The organism is Planobispora longispora (assembly GCF_016863135.1).
Taxonomy (GTDB): domain Bacteria; phylum Actinomycetota; class Actinomycetes; order Streptosporangiales; family Streptosporangiaceae; genus Planobispora; species Planobispora longispora.
Genome location: NZ_BOOH01000034.1, coordinates 1 through 16,034 on the forward strand (window position 1 = coordinate 1; position 16,034 = coordinate 16,034).

General features: G+C 72.2%; 16 protein-coding genes. 8 read left to right on the top strand and 8 right to left on the bottom strand.

The annotated features are described in order from the left end of the window. The coding region (locus Plo01_RS20285; protein ID WP_203892228.1) for a N,N-dimethylformamidase beta subunit family domain-containing protein at window positions 1-1,612 on the top strand (1,612 nt) is incomplete at its 5' end. A gap of 87 nt (window positions 1,613-1,699) precedes the next feature. On the opposite strand, the gene Plo01_RS20290 is transcribed toward Plo01_RS20285, so the two are convergent. Further along, on the bottom strand, window positions 1,700-2,344 hold the full coding sequence (locus Plo01_RS20290; protein WP_203892229.1) for a M15 family metallopeptidase: 645 nt from the start codon (window positions 2,342-2,344) through the stop codon (window positions 1,700-1,702). 11 nt (window positions 2,345-2,355) lie between these two features. Continuing rightward, window positions 2,356-3,516 (bottom strand): ROK family transcriptional regulator, encoded by a 1,161-nt coding sequence (locus Plo01_RS20295; RefSeq protein WP_203892230.1) that lies wholly within the window; start codon window positions 3,514-3,516, stop codon window positions 2,356-2,358. 222 nt (window positions 3,517-3,738) lie between these two features. Between Plo01_RS20295 and Plo01_RS20300 the strand changes: the two genes are divergently transcribed. The 5 genes from Plo01_RS20300 to Plo01_RS20320 all read left to right on the top strand — a co-directional run bounded on the left by Plo01_RS20300 (window position 3,739) and on the right by Plo01_RS20320 (window position 9,118). After that, window positions 3,739-5,064: an extracellular solute-binding protein gene (locus Plo01_RS20300; RefSeq protein ID WP_203892231.1), complete on the top strand. Its 1,326-nt coding sequence runs from the start codon at window positions 3,739-3,741 to the stop codon at window positions 5,062-5,064. 2 nt (window positions 5,065-5,066) lie between these two features. Beyond that, complete coding sequence (locus tag Plo01_RS20305; protein WP_203892232.1) at window positions 5,067-6,077, top strand: carbohydrate ABC transporter permease; 1,011 nt, start codon at window positions 5,067-5,069, stop codon at window positions 6,075-6,077. A gap of 65 nt (window positions 6,078-6,142) precedes the next feature. Further along, window positions 6,143-6,994: a carbohydrate ABC transporter permease gene (locus Plo01_RS20310; protein WP_203892333.1), complete on the top strand. Its 852-nt coding sequence runs from the start codon at window positions 6,143-6,145 to the stop codon at window positions 6,992-6,994. A gap of 97 nt (window positions 6,995-7,091) precedes the next feature. Continuing rightward, a complete protein-coding gene (locus Plo01_RS20315) occupies window positions 7,092-8,546 on the top strand; it encodes a glycoside hydrolase family 3 protein (RefSeq protein WP_203892233.1) in 1,455 nt (484 codons plus the stop codon). 179 nt (window positions 8,547-8,725) lie between these two features. Further along, a complete protein-coding gene (locus Plo01_RS20320) occupies window positions 8,726-9,118 on the top strand; it encodes a hypothetical protein (protein ID WP_203892234.1) in 393 nt (130 codons plus the stop codon). A 40-nt stretch (window positions 9,119-9,158) separates the two neighbouring features. On the opposite strand, the gene Plo01_RS20325 is transcribed toward Plo01_RS20320, so the two are convergent. Beyond that, a complete protein-coding gene (locus Plo01_RS20325; RefSeq protein WP_203892235.1) occupies window positions 9,159-10,337 on the bottom strand; it encodes an ROK family transcriptional regulator in 1,179 nt (392 codons plus the stop codon). A gap of 174 nt (window positions 10,338-10,511) precedes the next feature. Between Plo01_RS20325 and Plo01_RS20330 the strand changes: the two genes are divergently transcribed. Together Plo01_RS20330 and Plo01_RS41040 are read left to right on the top strand one after the other, a co-directional pair. Next, window positions 10,512-10,961 carry an RrF2 family transcriptional regulator gene (locus tag Plo01_RS20330; protein ID WP_203892236.1) on the top strand — a complete coding sequence of 150 codons (450 nt, stop codon included), beginning with the start codon at window positions 10,512-10,514 and terminating at the stop codon, window positions 10,959-10,961. Window positions 10,962-10,979: 18 nt separating this feature from the next. Continuing rightward, on the top strand, window positions 10,980-11,945 hold the full coding sequence (locus tag Plo01_RS41040) for a DNA-formamidopyrimidine glycosylase family protein (protein ID WP_275415406.1): 966 nt from the start codon (window positions 10,980-10,982) through the stop codon (window positions 11,943-11,945). A gap of 63 nt (window positions 11,946-12,008) precedes the next feature. Here the strand turns inward: Plo01_RS41040 and Plo01_RS20340 are convergent, their stop codons facing one another. From Plo01_RS20340 to Plo01_RS20360, 5 genes are all read right to left on the bottom strand, one after another. Beyond that, window positions 12,009-12,407 (bottom strand): helix-turn-helix domain-containing protein, encoded by a 399-nt coding sequence (locus Plo01_RS20340; protein ID WP_203892237.1) that lies wholly within the window; start codon window positions 12,405-12,407, stop codon window positions 12,009-12,011. Window positions 12,408-12,614: 207 nt separating this feature from the next. Beyond that, the gene (locus Plo01_RS20345; protein ID WP_203892238.1) at window positions 12,615-13,139 is read right to left on the bottom strand and encodes a CinA family protein; all 525 of its coding nucleotides are present in this window, start codon (window positions 13,137-13,139) and stop codon (window positions 12,615-12,617) included. Beyond that, window positions 13,136-13,747 carry a CDP-diacylglycerol--glycerol-3-phosphate 3-phosphatidyltransferase gene (gene pgsA / locus Plo01_RS20350; protein ID WP_203892239.1) on the bottom strand — a complete coding sequence of 204 codons (612 nt, stop codon included), beginning with the start codon at window positions 13,745-13,747 and terminating at the stop codon, window positions 13,136-13,138. Before pgsA ends, Plo01_RS20345 begins: the two co-directional genes overlap by 4 nt. A 25-nt stretch (window positions 13,748-13,772) precedes the next feature. Next, the gene (rimO, locus tag Plo01_RS20355) at window positions 13,773-15,182 is read right to left on the bottom strand and encodes a 30S ribosomal protein S12 methylthiotransferase RimO (protein WP_203892240.1); all 1,410 of its coding nucleotides are present in this window, start codon (window positions 15,180-15,182) and stop codon (window positions 13,773-13,775) included. Between the two features lie 70 nt (window positions 15,183-15,252). Then, window positions 15,253-16,014 carry a helix-turn-helix domain-containing protein gene (locus Plo01_RS20360; RefSeq protein ID WP_203892241.1) on the bottom strand — a complete coding sequence of 254 codons (762 nt, stop codon included), beginning with the start codon at window positions 16,012-16,014 and terminating at the stop codon, window positions 15,253-15,255. Between the last annotated feature and the right edge of the window lie 20 nt (window positions 16,015-16,034).

Sequence of the window (16,034 nt, forward strand, 5' to 3'; positions counted from 1 at the left end):
CGAGGAGGGCGACTGCGAGGTGTACTTCGCGGTCCGCGCCGCCCGGCCGAGCTCGCCGATCCTGCTCTCGATCCCGTTCCCGACCTGGCAGGCGTACAACCGGGCGGGCATCCCCGGCGAGGGGCTCTACTGGGCCGAGCATCCCACCCGGGCCGCGCGTGTCTCCTTCGACCGGCCGGGCGGCGGTCCGCCCCCGGAGCGCTGGGAGGAGGGCATGATCCGCTGGCTGGAACCCGCCGGATACGACGTCGACTACTGCTCCGGCCTCGACCTGCACGACGGCCGGGAACTGCTGGCCGGCTACCGCCTGCTGGTGGTCAACGGCCACGACGAGTACTGGACGGCGGGCATGCGCGACACCGTCGAGGAGTTCGTCCGCCGGGGCGGCAACCTCGCGGTCTTCTCCGGCAACACCTGCTGGTGGCAGTTCCGGCTGGAGGACGGCGGGCGCACCATGGTCTGCCACCGCGACGCCGCCGCCGATCCCGTCGCCGCGACGGACCCGGCGCTCACCACGGTCGAGTGGTCCAGCTCACCCGTCGACCGGCCGGAGAACTCGATGATCGGGGTGAGCTTCCGGCGGGGCGCGGGGACCTGGGGACCGTACATGCAGCGGATGCACGACGAGTCCTACGTCGTCCGCTTCCCCGAGCACTGGGCCTTCGCCGGGACCGGGCTCGGCGAGGGCGACAAGTTCGGCCGGGGCGCGCTGGGATACGAGACCGACGCGTGCGACTTCGTCGAGATCGACGGCGTCCCGGCGGCCACCGGCCGCGACGGCACGCCGCCGTCCTTCGTGATCCTGGCCACCGCGGACCTGCGCCACTGGCACCGGTACGGCCAGGGCGGCATGGCGACCATGGGCGCCATGCGCCTGGGCGCGGGGACGGTGTTCACCGCCGCCACCGTGAACTGGGGCAACGCCCTCCACGAGCCGCACGTGGAGCGGATCACCCGCAACGTGCTGGACCGGCTGTCCGCATCCGGGGACGGCTGGGAGGTGATCGGCTCCGCGGGAGCGCTGCGCGCCATGTCGGTCCTCGGCTCCGTGCTGTACGGCGCCGACGCGGACGGCATGCTGCTGACCCGGGAGCTGTCGGGCCAGAACCTGCGCTGGCGGCGGGGCGGCTCCACGCCGGGGGTGACGGCGCTGGCCGTACCGCGCGAGGCCACCCCGGCCCGCCCCATCGGCCTGTACGGCCTCACCGGGGACGGCCGCCTGGTCTACCGCGAGCCCGACGGGTCCTGGACGACGCTCCTCGATGACGCCCCCGCCGGGGCCACGGGCCTCGCGACGGTCAACGGCGAGTTGTTCGCCGCCGCCTCCGGGACGTTGTGGCACCGGTCCGCGGAGGGCGACCGCTGGGAGCCGATCGACACCCTGCCCGGGATGACCGCCCTGACCTCCACGAACGGCCGTCTCTACGCCACGGACGCCGCGGGCCGGGTCCGCACCCGGCTGCCGCTGGGCGTCCCGGCCGAGTGGACCGATCTGTGCGACGCCGCCGGGGCCGCCGTCCTGACGGCCCACGCCGGGCGGCTGATCGCCACCGGCCCCGGCCTGCCCCTGTCCTGGCGCGCCTGCGTGCCCGACCCGGCGCCCTCGTCCTGAGAAGGCGCGGCCTCCTCGCCTTGAGAAGGGCCCGCCTCCTCGCCTTGAGAAGGCGCGGCGTCCCCGTGCTGAGAGGGCCCGGCGGGGTCACGGCTCCCGGGGGCCGTAGCGGGCCGCGGACGCCCCGGTGACCATGGCCCAGTACCGGTCGCCGTAGGACCAGTGCCACCACTCGGTCGGGTAGTTGACCAGGCCGGCCGGTTCCAGGGCCGAGGCGAGGAGCTTGCGGTGGTGGCGGGCCTCGGTGGACAGGCCGGCGGCGGCGGTGTAGCAGGCGCCGTCGCTCTGCTCGGGGGTGGCGTTGACCGGGGTGCCCATGTCGAGTTCGACGCCGTCCTCGGTGCACAGGGTCAGGTCCACCGCCGCGCCCGCGGTGTGCGGGGCGACCTCGACGGGTGAGACGTAGCGGCTGGCCGCCGACCGGAGCTCCTCGGGCGACATCCCGGGGAACTCCGCCCGCAGGGACGCCGAGTAGTCGTCGAAGATCTGCTGCTGCGTCACGATCGGCCGGTACCCCTCCACGACCAGCAGCCGGTAGCCGCCGGGGAGCTGGCCCTGCGCCGCCTCCAGCCGGGCCAGCAGTCCTTCCCGGAGATGGGCGTAGGCGCCCTCGGGGTCGGCGAGCCGGTCGTCGGTGCGCAGCCGGCCGCGGATGTCGACCAGCGGCTCTCCGCTCTCCTCGACCGGGATCGAGACGACTCGGGGGTCGGAGATCAACACGATTTCCCGCATATGCGCAATTGTCACACTGTGTCGGAGAACACCGCTTCCCGGGCCTGCTGGAGGGCGGAGACCAGGGCGCCCCGCAGCACCGGGTTGCCCTCGACCTCGGTCACCACGACCCGGGGCCGGCTCGGGCAGATCCGCGCCACGGCCTCCTCGACCCGGCCCGCCAGCGCCTCGCCCCCGGCCCGGCCGACGTCGCCGCTGAGCACGATCAGGCCCGGGTCAAGGACGACCGCCACCGCCGCCACGCCGACCGCCAGGCGGCCGGCGAGCTCGTCGAGGAAGCCCTCGGGGCCGTCGGCGACGGCCGCGCGGACCCGTTCGCCCACCGAACGGCCGTCGACGCCGTACGCGCCCGCCAGGCTGGTGACGGCGTCCCCGCCCACCAGGCGCTGGAAGGAGCCCGACTGGGGCTCGCTCACGTCGGTCGGGAGCGGCTCCCCGGGGACCGGGAGCCAGCCGATCTCGCCCGCGCCCCCGGTGAAGCCGCGGTGCAGCCGCCCGCCGAGCATGACCCCCAGGCCCTGGCCGACCCCCGCCCAGACGAGCACGAAGTCGTCCACCTCCCGGGAGGCGCCGTGGGAGCGTTCGGCCAGCGCGGCCAGGTTCACGTCGTTCTCGATCGTCACCGGGACGTCGAGGTCGCGGCGGAGCCCGGCGAGCACGCCGTCGTGCCAGGAGGGCAGGTCGAAGGAGAAACGCATGTCCCCGGTCCGGGGATCGACGACGCCCCGGGTGCCGATCACGAAGGCGCGCAGCCGCGTGAGATCGATGCCCGCCGACGCGCAGGCCTTCTCGATGACGCCGCGCACCAGCCGCACCGGGTCCTCGTACCCGCTGGGGTCGGCCGAGACCTCCGCGACGAGCTCCCCGGTGATGTCGGCGATCCCCGCGCTGATCCGGTCGGGCAGCACGTCCAGGCCCGCGACGTACGCGCAGGAGGGCACGACGCCGTAGAGCGCGGCGTTCGGGCCGCGCCCGCCGGCCTGCTCGCCGACCACCGCGACGAGGTCGCGCTCCTCCAGCCTGACCAGCAACTGGCCGGCGGTGACCTTGGACAGGCCGGTGTGCTCTCCCAGCTCCGCGCGGGTGAGCGGACCGCTGGACAGCAGCAGTTCCAGCGCCGCGCGGTCGTTGAGCTGGCGCAACAGCCGGGGTGTTCCCGGGCGTCTGGGCACGATCTGCCTCCCCCGTCACGATCCGCTAACGATCGTTTCTTTTAAGAAAGTTTCTTGTTAGTTTAGCCGCAGTCAGCCCGGCGGCAAGGGCACGAGAACGCCGCGGGATGTCAGAGCGCCGACCGTATGGAGGGCGTCTTCGATCAGGTACGGCCTGGCATGGGGACCAGACCGGCACCCGAAGCGCGACCCCGACGCGAAGCCGGGAAGGGAGAACCCCAAATGAAGTTCACGAAGATTGCCGTTGCCACGGCCACCACCGCCGCCCTGGCTCTGGGCCTCGCCGCCTGCGGCTCCAGCGAGCCCGCCACCGAGACCGCCCCGAAGGCCGACGCCTCCGCCGGCGGCAAGAAGTTCGCGGGCGAGACTCTCACCCTGTGGCGTCTGGGTGAGAGCAACCCGGCTGCCCAGAAGTACACGGACGCCCTGGTCGCCGCCTTCGAGGCGGAGACCGGTGCGAAGACCAAGGTTGAGTGGATCCCGTGGCCCCAGGTGAACGACAAGTTCACCGCGGCCGCCGCGGGCGGCGCCGGCCCGGACGTCACCGAGATCGGCAACGACCAGGTGCCGCTCTGGCGCAGCCAGGACGCCCTGCACCCCATCACCGCGGTCTTCGGCGGTGGTGACCACGCGCAGATTCCGAAGAACCTGCTCTCCCTGGAGACCGACGGCGGCGAGATCTACGCCGCGCCGTGGGGCGCCGGCACCCGCGCCGTGCTCTACCGCAAGGACTGGTTCGACGAGCTCAAGATCGAGGCCCCGAAGACCTGGGACGAGGTCATCGCCGCGGCCAAGAAGATCCAGGAGAAGAAGGGCAAGGACGTCGACGGCTTCGCCTTCAACGGCGGCTCCGACGCCAACCACCTCCTCGGCGCGCTCGCCTGGGCCGAGGGCGGCGAGTACGCCCTCAAGGAGGGCGACAAGTGGGTCGGCAAGCTGACCGACCCGGCGTTCAAGGCCGGTTTCGACACCTACACGAAGATCGTCACCGAGGGCCTGTCCAGCAAGTCCCGTCTCGGCCAGAACTCCGCCGACATCCGTACCCGCTTCGCCAACGGCAAGGTCGGCATGTACCTGACCGCCGGCTGGGACATCGCCACGATCAAGGAGGAGAGCTCGGGCAAGGTCGCCGAGGACCAGCTCGCCTTCTTCCCGCTCCCGAGCAAGAGCGGCGGGGCGGCCCCGGCCTTCTTCGGCGGCAACGACATCGCCGTCTGGAACGACGCCAAGAACAAGGACCTGGCGACCGAGTTCGTGAAGTTCTCCACCACCAAGGAGTGGGCGGGCCGGTACGCCTCCGAGGGCGGCCTGCTGCCGATCTACCCCGAGCAGCTCGAGAAGCTGAAGGAGGACCCGGCGCAGGCTCCGTTCGCCGAGGCCTTCGCCAACGCCAAGGCGCTGCCGGCCGACTCCAACTGGACCGAGGCCGGTGAGACCAAGGCCGTGCTGCAGAACGCCGCCCGGTCGGTCATCGAGGGCAAGGCCACCGCTGACGAGGCTCTGGCCAAGGCCAACACGGAACTCGAAGAGATCCTGAACCAGCAGTAACCATGGCGAACACGTCGACGCTCGCCCGGGGCGGGGGCAACCCCCCCGCCTCCGGGCGGCCCCCCACGCGCTCCAGGCGCCGGACGAAGGCCAGCGGGATGCCCGAGTGGGTCATCCCGTACGTCCTTCTCATCCCCGGCCTGCTGGTCATCGCCGGGTTGCTGCTCTACCCGACGATCCAGATGGTCATCATGTCCTTCCAGAAGGTCGGGCTGCGCCAGATCCGCGGCGTGCCGGCCGAGTCGGTGGGCACGGAGAACTACACCCAGATCTTCGAGAGCGAGATCTTCTGGTCCTCGCTCCGCAACACCGTCACCTTCGCCGTCGTCACGGTGGCCCTCACCCTGATCCTCGGCACCGCGGTGGGCACCCTGCTCAACAGGTTGAGCAGGAAGATGTCCACCTTCGTGGTCGTCGGCATCATGTCCGCGTGGGCGGTGCCGCCGGTCGCCCAGGGCGTCATCTGGCGGTGGCTCTTCGACGCCGACGCGGGCATCATCAACTGGGCGCTCAACCTGCTCCCCGACTGGTTCTCCGAGCTGCTGTTCGGGCGGTCCGACTGGACCGGCGAGCCCTGGCTCAACGACGCGTTCACCATCTACCTCGTCCTGATCGTCTGCGTGGTCTGGGCCTCGTTCCCGTTCATCGCGGTCTCGGTGCTGGCCGGGCTCAAGGGCATCCCCGCCGAGCTCTACGAGGCGGCCCGGGTCGACGGCTCCGGCGCCTGGCGGACCTTCAGAACGATCACGCTTCCGCTGCTCAGGCCGGTCTTCGCGGTGCTGACGATCCTGTCGATCATCTGGAACTTCAAGGTCTTCAGCCAGCTGTACGTGCTGATGGGCGGGCCGAACAACCGCGAGGCGTTCAACCTGTCGATGTTCTCCTTCGCCGAGGCCTTCCGCAGCCCGCCGAAGATGGGCAGCGGCGCGGCGATCGCGGTGGTGCTCACGCTGCTGCTGCTCGTCGTGACCGCTTTCTACGTCCGGCAGATCGTGAAGACGGAGGAGATGTGACGACCTCACTCACCGGCGGCAAGCCGGACGCCTCCACCCGCAACCGACCGGCCGCGAGCGGGGGGATGGATCCCCGTACCCGCAAGCGCCTCGGTGTGATCGCGCTCAACACGGCCGGAGTCCTGGTCTTCCTGTTCGCGACCTTCCCCGTCTACTGGATGGTCTCCACCGCGTTCAAGACCAACGACCAGATCTTCACGACGGACTTCATCCCCATCCCGACGGAGATCACCTTCGATCACCTGGACCGGGTGCTCACCGAGGGCGTGGCCGGCAACTCCATCTGGGTCTACATGCGCAACAGCGCCATCGTGGCCCTGGGGACCGTGCTCATCGGCGCCGTCTTCGCCCTGCTGGCCGCCACGGCCATCGCCCGCTTCCGGTTCCGGGGCCGCACCAGCTTCCTGATCACCCTGCTGATCGTCCAGATGATCCCGGCCGAGGCCCTGCTCATCCCGCTCTTCCTCAACGTCAGGCGACTCGGCCTGTACGACCAGCTGCTCGGCCTGATCGTGATCAACGTCGGCCTGACCCTCCCCTTCGGCATCTGGATGCTGCGCACGTTCGTCGCCGCGGTGCCCAAGTCGCTGGAGGAGGCGGCCTGGATCGACGGCGCGAGCCGGTTCACGACCTTCCGGAAGGTCCTGTTCCCCCTGGTGGCCCCCGGCCTGGTGGCGACGAGCATCTTCTCGTTCATCACCGCCTGGAACGAGCTGATCTTCGCGCTCATCCTCATGTCGGACTCCTCCGGCTACACGATGCCCGTCGCGCTGCAGTTCTTCTTCGGGCAGCGGGGCACCGACTGGGGCGCCATCATGGCCGGCTCCACGATGATGACCATCCCGGTCGTCGTCTTCTTCCTCCTGGTGCAGCGGCGGATGGTCTCCGGCCTCGTCGCTGGCGCAGTCAAGGGCTGACCCCCGGTGCCGGTACGGCCCGCGCCCACAAGGCGCGGGCCGCGCCCGGCCCTGCCCGTATCCGAATCCCTCCTCAGCTAAGGAGCGCTCCAGCGCCATGTCCGAGTTCATCGCGGGTCCCAGCGAGCAGGGGCTGTACCGCCTCGCGGCCGGCACGTTGCTCGTCGCCTTCCAGGGGACCACCGCTCCCGAGTGGGTGCTCCGGGAGCTGGACAACGGCCTCGGCGGCGTCACCCTCTTCGGCTTCAACGTCGCCGACCCCGGTCAGCTCTCCGCGCTGACCGCGAGGTTGCGCGCCGCGGGCGAACCCGTCATCTCGCTGGACGAGGAGGGCGGCGACGTCACCCGCCTCGCCTACCACGTGGGCAGCCCCTACCCGGGCAACGCGGCCCTCGGCGCCGTCGACGACGTCGAACTGACCCGGAGCGTCTACCGTTCCATCGGCGACGACCTGGCCCGCTGCGGGATCAACCTGGACATGGCCCCGGACGCCGACGTCAACACCGCCGACGACAACCCGGTGATCGGCACCCGCTCGTTCGGCTCCGACGCCGCACTCGTCGCCCGGCACACGGTCGCCGCCGTCCAGGGCCTGCAGTCCGCGGGCGTGGCCGCCTGCGTCAAGCACTTCCCCGGCCACGGCGCCACCCGGCAGGACTCCCACCTGGAGATCCCTCTCGTCGACGCCTCCATGGAGCTGCTGCGCGAGCGCGAGCTCGTGCCGTTCCGCGCCGCCATCGAGGCCGGGACCATGTCCGTCATGACCGCGCACGTCCGGGTCCCCGCCCTCACCGGCGACCTGCCCGCGACGCTCTCGCCCGCCGCGCTGACCACGCTGCTCCGCGGCGAACTGGGCTACGACGGCGTGGTGATCTCCGACGCCCTCGACATGCGGGCGATCACCGACGCCTACGGCCTGGCCGGGGGCGCGGTGCTCTCCCTGGCCGCGGGGACGGACCTGCTCTGCCTCGGCCCGGTCCCCAGCGAGGACGACGTCCGCGCGATCATCGCCGGGATCGTCGCCGCGGTGCGGGACGGCAGCCTGCCCCTGTCCCGCCTGGAGGAGGCCGCCGAGCACGTCTCCCGCCTCCGCGCCTGGTTCGGCGAGCCCCGGCAGGTCGCGAACGGCGAGAACGTGATCGGCCTGACTGCGGCCCGGCGCGCGGTCAGCCTCACCGGCTCGGCCGCCCCGCTGGTCAACCCGCTGGTGGTCGAGATAGACACCCCTCCCACCATCGCGGTGGGCGACGTGCCGTGGGGCTTCGCCCCGTGGCTCTCCCGGGCGGAGATCGTCCGGGTCAAGCCCGAGACCGCCGACGTTCCCGGCCTCCTGGAGGGCGCCGTCGGCCGTTCCCTGGTCATCGTCGTCAAGGACGCGCACCGCTACGAGAGCAGCCAGACGGTCGTGTCGGCGCTGCTGGCCGCCCGCCCCGACGCCACCGTGGTGGAGATGGGCCTGCCGATCTGGCGCCCGGAGGCCGCCGCGTACCTGGCCACCTACGGCGCCGCCCGGGCGAACGCCCAGGCCGCGGCCGAGCTCCTCGGCGTCTGACCCCGGCGGCCCCGCACCGCGACGCGCCCGACTCCCGACGCCTGCGCCCGCCGACGCGTCCACCCCCCAGCGCGTCCATCCGCCGACGCGTCCATCCCTGACGCGTCCGGCCCGCGGAGACCTCCACGGCGTCTGGGCCCGTGGGGGTCACAGATCATCACATAGCATCGACGTCAGCCATGCGTACCGTTCGCCTCGAAGGCCCGATCATCGTCGTCACCCCGGACCCGAATCAGGTCATCGGTGACTTCCTCGGCTATGCCCTCTCGTTGCGGAACCTCTCCGGGCTCTCCCCCGCCGTGGAGTTCGCCGAGCGTTTCTCCCCCGGAGGCCACGGCATGCGCCTGCCCGACACCTTCGTGGCCTACCGGGCCGAGGAGCCGGACGACATCCCCGAGGAGTTCGGCGAGCGGTTCGCCGAGGAGCTGGAGCGCAAGGAGCTCTGGGTTCTCACGCGGCTGTGGTACGGCCGGACGCCGGAATCCGCCGTCGTCGAGGGCGACGAGCTGCGCCACCTGCTGGACGAGGCCCTCCGGCGGCGACGGGCCGCCTACCCGCTGCGGTACGAATGACCCGGCGCCCGCGCAGACCGCCGGGTTCCGTACAGGCGCCCTAGGAGGCGAAGATCTCCTCGCGGGCCTGCTCCAGCGCCGCCAGGACCGCGCCGCGCAGGACCGGGTTGCCGTTCACCCCGCTGGCCACCACCTGCGGGCGGACCGGGCAGATCCGGGCCACGGCCTCCTCGATCCGCCCGGTGAGCGCGTTCCCGCCCGCCTGGCTGACCTCGCCCGCGAGCACGACCAGGCCGGGGTCGAGCACCACGCACACCGACGCCACGCCGAGCGCCAGCCTGCCGGCGATGTCGTCCAGGAGGGGCTCTCCGCGCTCGCCGGCCTCGACCGCGGCCGCCACGCACTCGGCCCCGCTCCGCCCCGCGAAGCCGTAGGAGGCGGCCAGCTCGGTCACCGCCTCGGCGCTCACCAGGGACTGCAGGCCGCCGGCGAGCGAGGGCAGCCGTCCGGGCACGGCCCGCACGTCCCCGGCCAGCGGCACGCCCGGCACCGGCAGGTAGCCGATCTCACCCGCGCTGCCCGAGCGGCCGCGGTGCAGCCGCCCGCCGAGCACGACGCCCAGGCCGATGCCGCGTCCCGCCCACAGGAGCACGAAGTCGTCCACGTCGCGGGCGGCGCCGAGCGTGCGCTCGGCGACGGCGACGAGGTTCACATCGTTCTCGATCTTCACGTCGCGGCGCAGGTCGCGGGCGAGCGCCTCGTGGATGCCCTCGTGCCAGCCCGGCAGGTCGAAGGAGAACCGCACGTCGCCGGTGCGCGGATCGACCACGCCGGGCGTGCCGATCACGACGGCGCGCAGCTTGGAGAGCGCGACCTTGGCCGAGCGGCACGCCTTGACCACCGCGTTGTGCACGACCGCGACCGGATCGTCGTGCTCGTCGGGCGCGACCGTCACCTCGGCGACGATCTCACCGTGGATATCGGCGATGGCGGTGGTGACGAATTCCGGGCCGACGTCCAGACCCGCTACGTAGGCGGATGAGGGGACAATTCCGTAAAGAGCGGCATTGGGCCCTCTGCCCCCGGCCTGCTCCCCGGCGACCTCCACCAGGCCCCGCTCCTCCAGCCGCGCCAGCGTCTGCGACGCCGTCACCTTGGACAGGCCGGTGAGCTCGCCGATCTGCCCGCGCGTCAGAGGCCCGGAGGTGAGCAACAGCTCCAGGGCGGCCCTGTCGTTGATCTGCCGCAGCAGCCTGGGCACGCCAGGACGTCGCTCCATACCCATGCTCTCTTGTCCGCCGTTTCCCCGTCACTATTACATTCGCAGAATAGCCACCTTATTCATTAATAAGGGTTCCTGATAGTTTAGCGTGGAAGGGAGCCCGTCCCGCTATCCCCGCTCCCGGCGGGACCTGGCACTGAGCAGTGGGCGGGAGCCGGGATAATCGATCGCATGCGCCTATCCGCCCGTGTCGACTATGCCTTGCGTGCCGCCGCCGAACTCGCCGCCGCCGGCGAAGGCCCAACCACCGTGGGCGAGCTGGCCAAGGAACAGGACATGCCTCCCAAGTACTTGGAGAACATCCTGCTCCAGATGCGCCGCGCCGGGTTGGTCCGCGGTCAGCGCGGCCCCGAAGGCGGCTACGTGCTGGCCCGGCCCGCGAGCGAGATCAGCCTTGCCGACGTGATCCGCGCCGTTGACGGCCCGCTGGCCAACGTTCGGGGCGAACGCCCCGAGCACGTCGGCTACCGGGGGCCCGCCGAGTCTCTGCAGCAGGTCTGGATCGCGTTGCGCGCCAGCGAGCGGGCCATCCTGGAGGAGGTCAGCCTCGCCAGCGTGGCCAGCGGAGCACTCCCCGCGCGGGTCCGCGAGCTCGCCTCCGACCCCACCGCCTGGGACTGACCCGGCCCGGCCGCGCCCATGCCCGAAGGTGACGTCGTCTACCGGACCGCCGCGCGGCTCGGGCGGGCGCTCGACGGCCGCCCCCTGACCCGATCCGACTTCCGCGTGCCCCGCCACGCCACGGCCGACCTGACCGGCCGGACCGTGCTGGAGACCGTCCCCCGGGGCAAACACCTGCTCACCCGCGTCGAGGGCGGCCTGACCGTCCACACCCACCTGCGGATGGAGGGGGCCTGGCACATCTCCCCCGCGGGCCGCCGCGTCCCCCCGGGCGATCTCGTCCGCCTGGTGCTGGCCAACGCCGAGTGGCAGGCCGTGGGAGTACGGCTCGGCATGGTGGACCTGCTCCGCACCGGCGATGAGCGCCGGGTGGTGGGACACCTCGGCCCCGACCCGCTGGGACCGGACTGGGACGCCCGGGAGGCCGTGCGGCGGCTCCTGGACGACCCCGGCCGGACCATCGGGGAGGCGCTGCTCGACCAGCGCAACCTGGCCGGGATCGGGACGATCTACCGGGCCGAGACGCTGTTCCTCGCGGGCGTCTGGCCGTGGCGGCCGGTGGCGGCGATCGCGGACGTCCACGGCGACGCCGATGCGGGCGGCGCGACGGGTCCGGGCGGCGACGTGACCCTCAGGGACGGCATGGGGATGGACGGCGACACGAAGGCGAGCGGCGCGACGGGTCCGGGCGGCGACGTGGCCGCCAGGGGCGGCGGGAACGCCCGTGGGGGCGCGGGAGGCGGGCGGAGCGCCGGAGGGCTCATCGGGCTCGTGGAGCTCGCGCGGGAGTTGCTGGAGGCGAACAAGGACCGGCCGGAGAACCGGACGACCACGGGGGATCTCCGCCCGGGGCGGGGCATGTGGGTCTACGGCAGGGCGGGGCGGGCCTGCCTTCGCTGCGGCGGCAAGATCAGCCGCGGCGAGATGGGGGCGCGCACGCAGGAACGCCTGATCTACTGGTGTCCCCGGTGCCAGTCGCCGTGAAGGCGCACGGCGGTATGAAGGCGCGTGACCTGCCGCCGGGCGGCGGCCATGCCGCCTGCGGCGTCAGGCGGCGACCATGTCCTTGACCTCGGGGGTGTGCTCGATGGGCGGGACCACGGCGCGGAAGCCCTCGAACGCGTCCTCCGGCAAGGGGGTCGCGGGCACGGTCTCGGGGATCGGCAGACGCTCCCGCTCGGGGACGTCGGCGAGCACCGGGGCGTGCTGGAGCTCGGCCAGCGCGAACTGGTCGGACACCTCACGGAGCACCTGGGAGAGCGGAACGCCCAGCGCGCCGCAGATCGACGCGAGCAGCTCGGACGACGCCTCCTTCTGGCCACGCTCCACCTCGGACAGGTAACCGAGGGAGACCCGCGCCAGTGTGGACACCTCGCGCAAGGTGCGACCCTGCCGCACCCGCAGCCGCCTCAGCACGTCACCGAGCAGCTGACGCAGCAGAACCATCTGTCGCTCCCTCCCCGGCGCGGACGTCTTGACGACGCTCCGCGCAATCGGTTCGTGCCGCCCGTTCTTTGAACGCGACCCTTCGTACATTCGCCTCGCCGTCATCATTGCTTGACGCTGCCCTCACTCACAGCTCCACCGTACCCGCATCCACCGACACCGCGGCAGACCGTCGTGAGCATGTTCGCTGGGGACGTAACGCGGTAATCATCCTGATTGTTCCCCCGAGTTCGGCTCCAGAACCCCGTGAAGCAGGTCTATTGCCTCGTTCACGGTCCATTGCCGGATCTCCTCACGCGTGCCGCGCAGCTGCAGATCCCGATGCCATACCCGCTCGCCGGGCCCGCTAACAGCCAGGTGAACGGTGCCGACCGGTTTCCCGTCCTGCGGGTCGGGCCCGGCCACGCCGGTGGCGGCCACGCCGTACGTGGCGCCGGTGAGCTCGCGCACGCCGCCCGCCATCGCGGCGGCGACCTCCGGATGCACGGCCCCCTCGCGCTCCAGCAGCGCCGCCGGGACGCCCAGCAGGCGGTGCTTGAGTTCGGTGGCGTAGGCGAGGACCCCACCGGCGAAGGCCGCGGAGGCTCCCGGGGGGCCGGTCAGCGCCGCGCCGATCAACCCGGCGGTCAGCGACTCGGCGGTCGCCACGGTCGCGCCCCCGCGGACGAGCAGCGCGAGCACCCGGGCGGCCTCCGGGACGGCGGGCCTCGCGGGCTCGGGGGCGTGGCTCACTGACCGGCCCGCGCTCGTTTGGCCACCTGGCGCAGCTTCACGGCCCGGATCACGTAGTCCAGCCCGGTGGCGACGGTCACGAGGATCGCCGCGCCCATCGCGATCCAGCGGAGCAGGTCGGGCACGCCCGGCCACATGTAGAGGGCGATGGCGAAGATCTGCAGGACCGTCTTCACCTTCCCGCCGTAACTGGCCGGGATGACGCCGTGCCTGATGACCGCGAACCGCAGCAGCGTGACGCCGATCTCCCTGCCCAGGATCACGATGGTGACCCACCAGCCCAGCTCGTCCAGGATCGACAGGCTGATGAGCGCGCCCCCGATCAGGGCCTTGTCGGCGATCGGGTCGGCGATCTTCCCGAAGTCGGTGACCAGGCCGTACCGGCGGGCCAGCTCACCGTCGAGGAGGTCGGTGAGCGAGGCCGCCATGAACACCACCAGCGCGGTGACCCTCCAGCCGGTGCCCGGAAGGAAGAGGCAGACCGCGAAGAACGGGACCATCGCCAGTCGTATCACCGTCACGACGTTGGCGATGTTCCACGGGCTCACCTTCGGCGGGTGCCCGTGCGCCGACGTCGCGTCGGTGCCGGTCTCTGGCGTGTTGGTCATGCGCTCTCCCGGCCCGGCGGCGCGCTCACGGGGCGGCCTTGATGCGCGCGATGAGGTCGACCCCCTCGGAGTCGACCACGACGGCCCGGACGATCTGGCCGCGGACCAGGCCGATGCCCTGGACCGTGACGCAGCCGTCGACCTCGGGGCCCTGGTGGGCGGCGCGGCCCTCGTAACCGCCGTCGCCCAGGTCCTCCTCGATGAGGACGTCCACCTCGGTGCCGATGCGCTCCTCGGCCCGCTGGGCCATGAGCTCCTCGGCCAGCTCGGTGAGCGCGGCCACGCGGGCGTCCACGGTCTCCTGGTCGAGCTTGCCGGGCAGCGACGCCGCCTCGGTGCCCTCCTCGTCGGAGTAGCCGAACACACCGATCACATCGAGCCTGGCCTCCTGCAGGAAGTCGACCAGCTCGGTGAACTCCTCCTCGGTCTCGCCGGGGAAGCCCACGATGAAGTTGGAGCGCACGCCCGCCTCCGGGGCGGCGGCCCGGATGGTCTCCAGCAGGTCGAGGAAGCGCCGGGGATCGCCGAAGCGGCGCATCCGGCGCAGCACCGAACCGCTGGCGTGCTGGAAGGACAGGTCGAAGTACGGCGCCACGCCCTCGGTCCGGGCGATCGTCTCCAGCAGGCCGGGACGGAGCTCGGCGGGCTGCAGGTAGCTGACCCGCACCCGCTCGATCCCCTCGACCGCGGCCAGGGAGGGCAGCAGCTTCTCCAGCGCCCGCAGGTCGCCGAGGTCCTTGCCGAAGGAGGTGGAGTTCTCGCTGACCAGGACGAGCTCCTTGACGCCCTGCTCGGCCAGCCACGCCGCCTCGCCGAGGAGCTCCGCGGCGCCGCGCGAGACGTAGGCGCCGCGGAACGCCGGGATGGCGCAGAAGGTGCAGCGCCGGTCGCAGCCGGAGGCCAGCTTGAGCGAGGCCACCGGCCCGTCGCCCAGGCGCTTGCGCAGCGGCCGGGGACCGCTGGCGGGGGCCAGCCCCTCGGGCAGCTCGCCGTGGCCGGGGATGCCGGCCTTGGGAGCCGCGGCGCGCTCGGCCGGGGAGATGGGCAGCAGCGTCCTGCGGTCGCGCGGGCTGTGCGGGACCAGCGGCCTGCCCTCCAGCACGTCGTCCAGGCGGTCGCCGATCTCGGTGTAGTCGTCGAAGGAGATGACGGCCGCCGCCTCGGGCAGGGCCTCGGCGAGCTGGTCGCCGTACCGCTCGGCCATGCACCCCGCGGCGACCACCTTGGCCCCCGAGTCGGCGGCGGCGAGCAGCGTGTCGATGGAGTCCTTTTTCGCTGAGTCGATGAAGCCACAGGTGTTGACGACGACGACGTCGGGGTCGTCGTCGCCCAGCTGCCAGCCGGCAGCCTCGAGCCGCGCGGCGAGCTCCTCGGAGTCGACCTCGTTACGGGCGCAGCCCAGTGTGATCAGCGATGCGGTTCGGCGGGATGACATGGTGAACACTACGGTATAGGGAGTTGGCCACTACCCGGTGCACCTCCCCCCGCTTCCGGTCCGCCGCGAGCTACCTCCGGGAGGGGGCGGCGGCCCCGTAGAAGCGCTTCAGGCTCTGCCCCGGACGCCCCGGGACACCCAGATCCTTCCCGTTCACCAGCAGGGAAACCGCTCCGGCGTCGGCGAAAGTGACCCGCACCCCGGTCTTCGCCCGCCACACGGAGGTTTTACCCGCCGGGAGCGTGCCGGAGAACAGGCGGCGCCCCCCGGCGTCCCTGACCGTGAGCCGGGTGGAGCGCTCCGCCCTGACCTGGAAGACCACCGTGCCGTTCTGCCTGGGCGAGGAGAGCGAGGCCTCCTTGCGCGGCGGCTCGGGCGCCTTGACGATGGAGGTGGACGGCGACGCGGCCGGCACCGAGACCTCCCGGCCCTCCGCCGTCGTGACGTCGCCCTTGCCGCCCATCGTCTTCACCACGCCGAACACGACCACGACGGCCAGCGCGACCGCCATGGCCATCGTCCAGTTGAGCGCGTGGCGGTCGCGGATCTTGATGGGCTTCTCCGCCTGGAAGATGCTGGAGGCCCGCACCGGCAGCGGCACGCCGCCGTGCATGTGGTCGAACTCGTGCACCATGGCCTCGGCGTCGATCCCGAGGAAGGTGGACAGGTTGCGGACGTGCCCCCGCGCGTAGAAGTCACCCCCGCACAGGGAGAAGTCGTCCCGTTCGATCGCGTTGATCAGTGCCTCGCGCACGCGGGTGCGCCTGCTCAGCTCCTCGGCGGACAGCCCCGCGGCCTCCCGCGCCTCCGCCAGCCTGGCGCCGACGCTCATGCGCGCACCTCGCCCGGCGG

What these genes read in the sequence shown, in the direction of transcription:
- Plo01_RS20290 (WP_203892229.1), bottom strand. Translation starts at nt 2,344, where the DNA reads ATGCGGGAAATCGTGTTGATCTCCGACCCCCGAGTCGTCTCGATCCCG.
- Plo01_RS20300 (WP_203892231.1), top strand. Translation starts at nt 3,739, where the DNA reads ATGAAGTTCACGAAGATTGCCGTTGCCACGGCCACCACCGCCGCCCTG.
- Plo01_RS20305 (WP_203892232.1), top strand. Translation starts at nt 5,067, where the DNA reads ATGGCGAACACGTCGACGCTCGCCCGGGGCGGGGGCAACCCCCCCGCC.
- Plo01_RS20310 (WP_203892333.1), top strand. Translation starts at nt 6,143, where the DNA reads ATGGATCCCCGTACCCGCAAGCGCCTCGGTGTGATCGCGCTCAACACG.
- Plo01_RS20315 (WP_203892233.1), top strand. Translation starts at nt 7,092, where the DNA reads ATGTCCGAGTTCATCGCGGGTCCCAGCGAGCAGGGGCTGTACCGCCTC.
- Plo01_RS20320 (WP_203892234.1), top strand. Translation starts at nt 8,726, where the DNA reads ATGCGTACCGTTCGCCTCGAAGGCCCGATCATCGTCGTCACCCCGGAC.
- Plo01_RS20325 (WP_203892235.1), bottom strand. Translation starts at nt 10,337, where the DNA reads ATGGAGCGACGTCCTGGCGTGCCCAGGCTGCTGCGGCAGATCAACGAC.
- Plo01_RS20330 (WP_203892236.1), top strand. Translation starts at nt 10,512, where the DNA reads ATGCGCCTATCCGCCCGTGTCGACTATGCCTTGCGTGCCGCCGCCGAA.
- Plo01_RS41040 (WP_275415406.1), top strand. Translation starts at nt 10,980, where the DNA reads ATGCCCGAAGGTGACGTCGTCTACCGGACCGCCGCGCGGCTCGGGCGG.
- Plo01_RS20340 (WP_203892237.1), bottom strand. Translation starts at nt 12,407, where the DNA reads ATGGTTCTGCTGCGTCAGCTGCTCGGTGACGTGCTGAGGCGGCTGCGG.
- pgsA (WP_203892239.1), bottom strand. Translation starts at nt 13,747, where the DNA reads ATGACCAACACGCCAGAGACCGGCACCGACGCGACGTCGGCGCACGGG.
- rimO (WP_203892240.1), bottom strand. Translation starts at nt 15,182, where the DNA reads ATGTCATCCCGCCGAACCGCATCGCTGATCACACTGGGCTGCGCCCGT.
- Plo01_RS20360 (WP_203892241.1), bottom strand. Translation starts at nt 16,014, where the DNA reads ATGAGCGTCGGCGCCAGGCTGGCGGAGGCGCGGGAGGCCGCGGGGCTG.